Source organism: Syntrophales bacterium (assembly GCA_030655775.1).
Classification (GTDB): domain Bacteria; phylum Desulfobacterota; class Syntrophia; order Syntrophales; family JADFWA01; genus JAUSPI01.
Map to the genome: position 1 here is coordinate 1 of JAUSPI010000042.1, position 5,075 is coordinate 5,075.

5 protein-coding genes are annotated in these 5,075 nt (G+C 47.2%); all 5 read right to left on the reverse strand.

Annotated features, from left to right (window positions below; all coding sequences use genetic code 11):
- Positions 1 to 575, reverse strand: a 575-nt coding sequence (locus Q7J27_02275) for a hypothetical protein (protein ID MDO9527967.1), incomplete at its 3' end; no start/stop codon positions are given.
- Positions 576 to 675: 100 nt separating this feature from the next.
- Positions 676 to 2,274: a HEAT repeat domain-containing protein gene (locus Q7J27_02280; protein ID MDO9527968.1), complete on the reverse strand. Its 1,599-nt coding sequence runs from the start codon at positions 2,272 to 2,274 to the stop codon at positions 676 to 678.
- Between the two features lie 44 nt (positions 2,275 to 2,318).
- Positions 2,319 to 3,371, reverse strand: a complete 1,053-nt coding sequence (locus Q7J27_02285; protein MDO9527969.1) for a hypothetical protein — start codon at positions 3,369 to 3,371, stop codon at positions 2,319 to 2,321.
- A 106-nt stretch (positions 3,372 to 3,477) separates the two neighbouring features.
- Positions 3,478 to 4,134: a hypothetical protein gene (locus Q7J27_02290; GenBank protein MDO9527970.1), complete on the reverse strand. Its 657-nt coding sequence runs from the start codon at positions 4,132 to 4,134 to the stop codon at positions 3,478 to 3,480.
- 342 nt (positions 4,135 to 4,476) lie between these two features.
- Positions 4,477 to 5,075, reverse strand: a 599-nt coding sequence (locus Q7J27_02295) for a hypothetical protein (protein MDO9527971.1), incomplete at its 5' end; no start/stop codon positions are given.

The following is a 5,075-nucleotide window of genomic DNA, read 5'->3' on the forward strand; positions in this document are numbered from 1 at the left end:
TTTTCCAGCTTCGGCCCCATAAAGCTGATTTGCTCCATGGCTGTCTCATATTCTTTCAAGGCCAGATGCGCACGTGAAGCCTCCACGGCGCATTCCGCGTCAATGGGATCAAAGGACCATTCCGCCACAGACGGAAACGGGGCCAGCAAACGCACCGGTCTGGTTCCTGCCCCGCCGCGTTTGGGCTTGGTGGTCTTGCCTCTTTGATCTTCCTTTTGTTCCACATCCGCCTGAGCCATCTGCCATTGCCGCGCCTTATCCTCTCCGATCACCACCGGCGCCACCGTCTTCAAGGCCGCCAACGGATCATGCTCCACTATGTTCTGATAACGCGCCAGGATAACAAGCCATCTCGGACGATCCACAGGTTCCGCTTTAGCCAGAAAATCTTCGCAGGCGGCGAGATCATTTTTACTGAATGTTCCTTCCGCCATTTTACGTATATGGCCGAACATCAGTTCTTCCCAGAGACTGGCTTTCTTCGCTTCCTTGGATTGGTTCCCGGCAATGGCCGGAAGCCAAGCGGAAAGACATAGCAATAAAGTTAGCGCGAATTTAATACATAATTCAGTCATCGAAAATCATCCTGAATAAGAAGGACAACGGTATCTGTCAAAGCGCGAGAAATCATTGACACTACCATCCTGAAAATTAATTAATAGCAAACTCACATGACTACTCTCGCTTGTAAAGCGAAGGGTTCTGATCAACCTGCTTGAAAAAGTAGTCAAGGTCGTACGAGGCTGCCTTGTTCGCCTTCTCCCGGAATTTCTTTGCCAGCTCAGACATGCCGCGTTGGACGTAGAAGGCATATATGTCACGCGGTTCAGAAGACGAGTAGTTGCCCACTTTTTCTATCGCGTCAAGATAGCGGTCCAGCTTGCCGGAGCGCACAGAGTCGACCGGTTGATGCTGGATGTATTTGAAAAGAATATCCCAAGCATCGAATGCTGGCGCCGTCCCGCCCCACCAATTGGTTGGTTCGGTCTTTTCCTCCACTGCTCGCGCCAAGCCGTCGCGATAAGGCTCTGGATTCTCTCTTGCCAGAGCATTGAGGAAAAGCGGCTGGAACTCCGCATTCTCCAGATTAGCCCGCAAGACCTCCGCGATTCCCTCGTTCTTAGGGGAAAACGAAAGCAGACTCATTGCCGCCGTCTTGCGAACTTTGGCATCTTTGTCAGCCAGCAGTTTCCCAAGAACATTCGCCAGTTCCTTTTGCTGTGAGTAGCCAATGGCGCGGGCGACCTCGGCGCGAACCTCTGGCGCGGAATCGCTGGCAAGCGCGATCAGACGCCGATTTGTCTCCGGTGCCGGATAATCCGCCAACAGCACCGTCGCGGACGCGCGTATTGCCGGCTCTGAATCAGCCAACCAATAGTTAATTGCTTCACGCAGCACTGGTTTGCGTACAAGTCCCAAGGCACGGATAGCCAGGGCCCTCGTTTCTGCCGGGGCATTGCTGTCGGCGATGATCACCAAGTCCTTCTCATAGAGTTCTCCGCCGGTGTTCTTCATCTTCGGATCCATCTTACCAATGCCGGGTGCTTCAGCACCGCCGACAGTTGCCAACCAAAAAACCGTGCGTTCATCTGAAAGGTACGGATTGTGCGAACCGACCACAACGATGGCTGCCTGTGCAACCTCCGAAGCGGAGTGCTCCATCAAGTCGTGGACGACTGCCAGTACGTTCGTGCGATCGAAGTCTTGCGTGTTTTCGAAACGATGACCTCCACCGCTCATCTGGTCGAGTTGGTGTATGGCATAGGTAACGTTGCTGACATCATCGCTTCTGAGCATGACTGTCAATTCATTCCAAAGCGTTTCTTTTACGGTCGGCGCTGTTACCGGCTGATCATCGGAGCATAACAACACCCCTTGATCCTCCATGCCCTTATGGTTTACCCAGAGCTGGCGGTAAACGCCTGCTCGCTCTGTTTTCTTGGCAAACACAATATACGTCCGGTTGCTCTGAAAATGGTAATACTGCGGCTGGACACAATGGCCCATCCGTCGCGGGCTCTTGTCGTAGTGACGGAATTGAAGCATTGCGCCCGGCGGGCCTCCCTTGATGACCGAGATGACCTTGAACTGCGTCTCTTGGGCAACGAAATTCGAATACGGCTTGAACCATTCATCCTGCACTAGCCCGCCGAAGACCGCCGTGCCTTTGAAGATGATGTCCGACTCGGCGGCGAGCTTCTCCACGCTCAACGGCGGCCCGACCTTGTAACCTCGAGCGATATCCGCCCACGCCAGCAGGATGGCTACGAACATTATAAATCGCCAACTCATCCGTAGGACCTGTTTTTTTTGGTCCTTCACTGATCTATCCCCGTTGCTTTTCCCTGCTTTGGTCGTTTGACGCCAACCTTTTTTAATACTTCTTCCTTTTCTTTGTCTGTAAGATTGGTAGCTTGAATACATTCAGCAAGAAGGCCGATGGAAGCATCATCGCCACGGAACGTCTTAATCATGTTATCCATAATCACGGCCTGTTTACCACCCATCTCGGCGACATCGCCGCGGAAGGTCTCAATTATGTAATTAATAATTGGCTTGCTCATTTCCCTTTCTATGCTTCTCAATTCAGCTTGCCTTGAATTCATAAGATTATTTTCTCGATTCTCCCGAATAGCATCTTCGTATTGAGCTCTTAAAACAAGATTAGTAATTACTTCAGGACTCATACCTGCCGTTGCTCTTGGGACATCAATAGGTGGAACTACGTTACGCATGACGGGCCTTCGTTTAAAATTCGGTATGATTTCTTTCCGTATTTTACCTAAGAAACGGCAGAGCAATAGCGCGTTAATCCGGCGTTCCTTGATGGATACCTTGTCGTTTGAAAGCAAGCGGCAAGCAAGATAATCCATTGCATAAAGATCGTTGTTGTGAATATCAATGATACTGACTTTTTTGGCCATGAGTTTGTTAAGCAGTTTAGCGGCGACTCCGTTCAGATTATTTTTAGCAGGATGCTCTCTTATATCTCGTGCAATAACCTTTGCTTTTTCGAAATACTCATTTGTCTTGCCTGCCTCCCAAATTTCTTCAAGCTGTATTACTTTCCTGTCAAACACAGTAATGGCTTCTTGCTCTGAACAAACATTCTCCCAATTTGTTGCAGAATGCGCTTTCATTTTCTCCGTGTAAGCCTTAACTTTTTCGGAAAACTCATTTGTCTTGCCTGTGTTTGCAAGGTTTATAAGTTCATTTAGTTGCTTGTCAAGCGAAACAGAGTCTTGCTCTGCACAAAAGGAAACGTTCGCACATTTAGCTAACAGTAAAATAAAAATCACCCAGAAGAACATTTTATGCTGAAGCGTCATTTTCATAATGAATCTAAATCTTAATTTAGCGATATAATACATTTAGGGTATGAGTGGCATCTTGCATTTAAGGCTTCATTCGTTACTGGTCTGAGAAGGTACTGTATGACTTTATCATCACCGTTTGTGTTTGCCACAGCATCTTTAACTACTCGGATAATTTTTTCAGTATTCTGATCTTTACTTTTTCATTTATTTTGTACATATCCATCATTTTCCGAAGCTCATCAATCGACTGAGGTGGTTGTGAATATACTTCCACCAAAAAACATTCCAGTTGGCTAGATAGGTCTTTCTCTACATTACGAAGACGATACTGAAAATTGTATTCGCTTGCCTTTTTCCTGTTTTCTTCGAAGGATTTTTCATATTCCTTGCGGAGTTCAGGTTCTTTTATCGATTCGGGCGCTGTTCCCGACGGATATGGACCCGGAGCTGCGATATTTATCTGGGGAGCAGAGGTAAAATCAAAATTTTTGTCGATTTCTTTCTCTACTGCCTCATGCAATTTAAACCAAAGTTCCGCTTGAATCCTACGTGCTATTGGCCATTCCTCGATCCATTCCTCGACGCTTAGTTTATCAAGCTTCTGCAGGCTGGTCAGACTGCCGATCATTTGTTCAATGATTTGAACATCCCTCTCTTTATGTAATCTGACCAAATTACCGTTAATTTCTTTTGTCTTGATTTCCATAGTTTTCATTGTGAGTTTCTCTGTGCTTTCGTTGCTTCCCATGTCTTTGGCCAGACTTATAAAAGCAAAAGAAATAAAAACTAAAAGACAAACAATCGTAGTGATTCTCATTTTCCCCTCCTATTAGATTCTACTTCGTATAATCTATTCATTTTTTAATATCCAGACGTTGGATCATCGGCATTTTTGCTCACAGAAAAACCGCCTTTACTTATAGTAACTTTGCCGGTGTCATCCGCTTCTTGATAGTGTGTTACGGTCTTGAAAATTTTCGCATTTCCACTTCCGACTCGAAACTCCCATGGTATTGGCCATGTGAATGTGCCATTTAAAAATGGTGGGGCTCCACTTCCGCTTTGTACAGTATCCACTCCATTGAGCTTATTAGGCTTTATGGTAGTACCAGCGCCAACAGAGGCCCAACTTCCAACAGGATGAACGAGACCGTTCAGGTTAGTATAATATCCCTATGCCTATGCACGATTGCTCCCTAATCTCAATATTGATGAAGGAAACATCATTTGGAGTTATATAAGGCCGACCTTTGAACCCTGCAGATGCTGTTCCGTTTATGTGCCAGTTTGTTGTTCCGGGCTCTCGTTCCATCATTACTCCACTTGGCTCAACTGCCGAGAAATTAGCGGTGTATGTTTTACCCTTATACGCAGCCGTGACTGACGCCCCAGATGCTCTTTCATGTGCAGTGAATTTGGTCCAACTGCCGGACGTTGGGTCTATTGATCCTGAACCTGATGATAATGACCATGCAACCGAATTATCTGCTCCTTTCAGTGTCAGAGTAACCTTTTCCCCAACGCCGAGTTTTTTTCTTGTGCGATCAGCAGGAATGGTAACTTCTGTCTCTGTCTTCAAATAAACAACATCGGCCTTTGTATCCGCTTCCCACGTGTATACATGCGGTGGGCCTCCTGTCCCTCCGGGTGGCGGTTGATACGTTCCTGAAAAAGAGCCGTTGTGCACACCCGCGAAATCCGGAGGAATCGTCCCTGTCCAGCTTGCCGGTCCACCCACCCATATAAATCCTCCGGGAC

Excerpts from the sequence above, each read along its gene's own strand:
- Q7J27_02280 (MDO9527968.1), bottom strand. The coding sequence starts at position 2,274 with ATGTTCGTAGCCATCCTGCTGGCGTGGGCGGATATCGCTCGAGGTTAC.
- Q7J27_02285 (MDO9527969.1), bottom strand. The coding sequence starts at position 3,371 with ATGTATTATATCGCTAAATTAAGATTTAGATTCATTATGAAAATGACG.
- Q7J27_02290 (MDO9527970.1), bottom strand. The coding sequence starts at position 4,134 with ATGAGAATCACTACGATTGTTTGTCTTTTAGTTTTTATTTCTTTTGCT.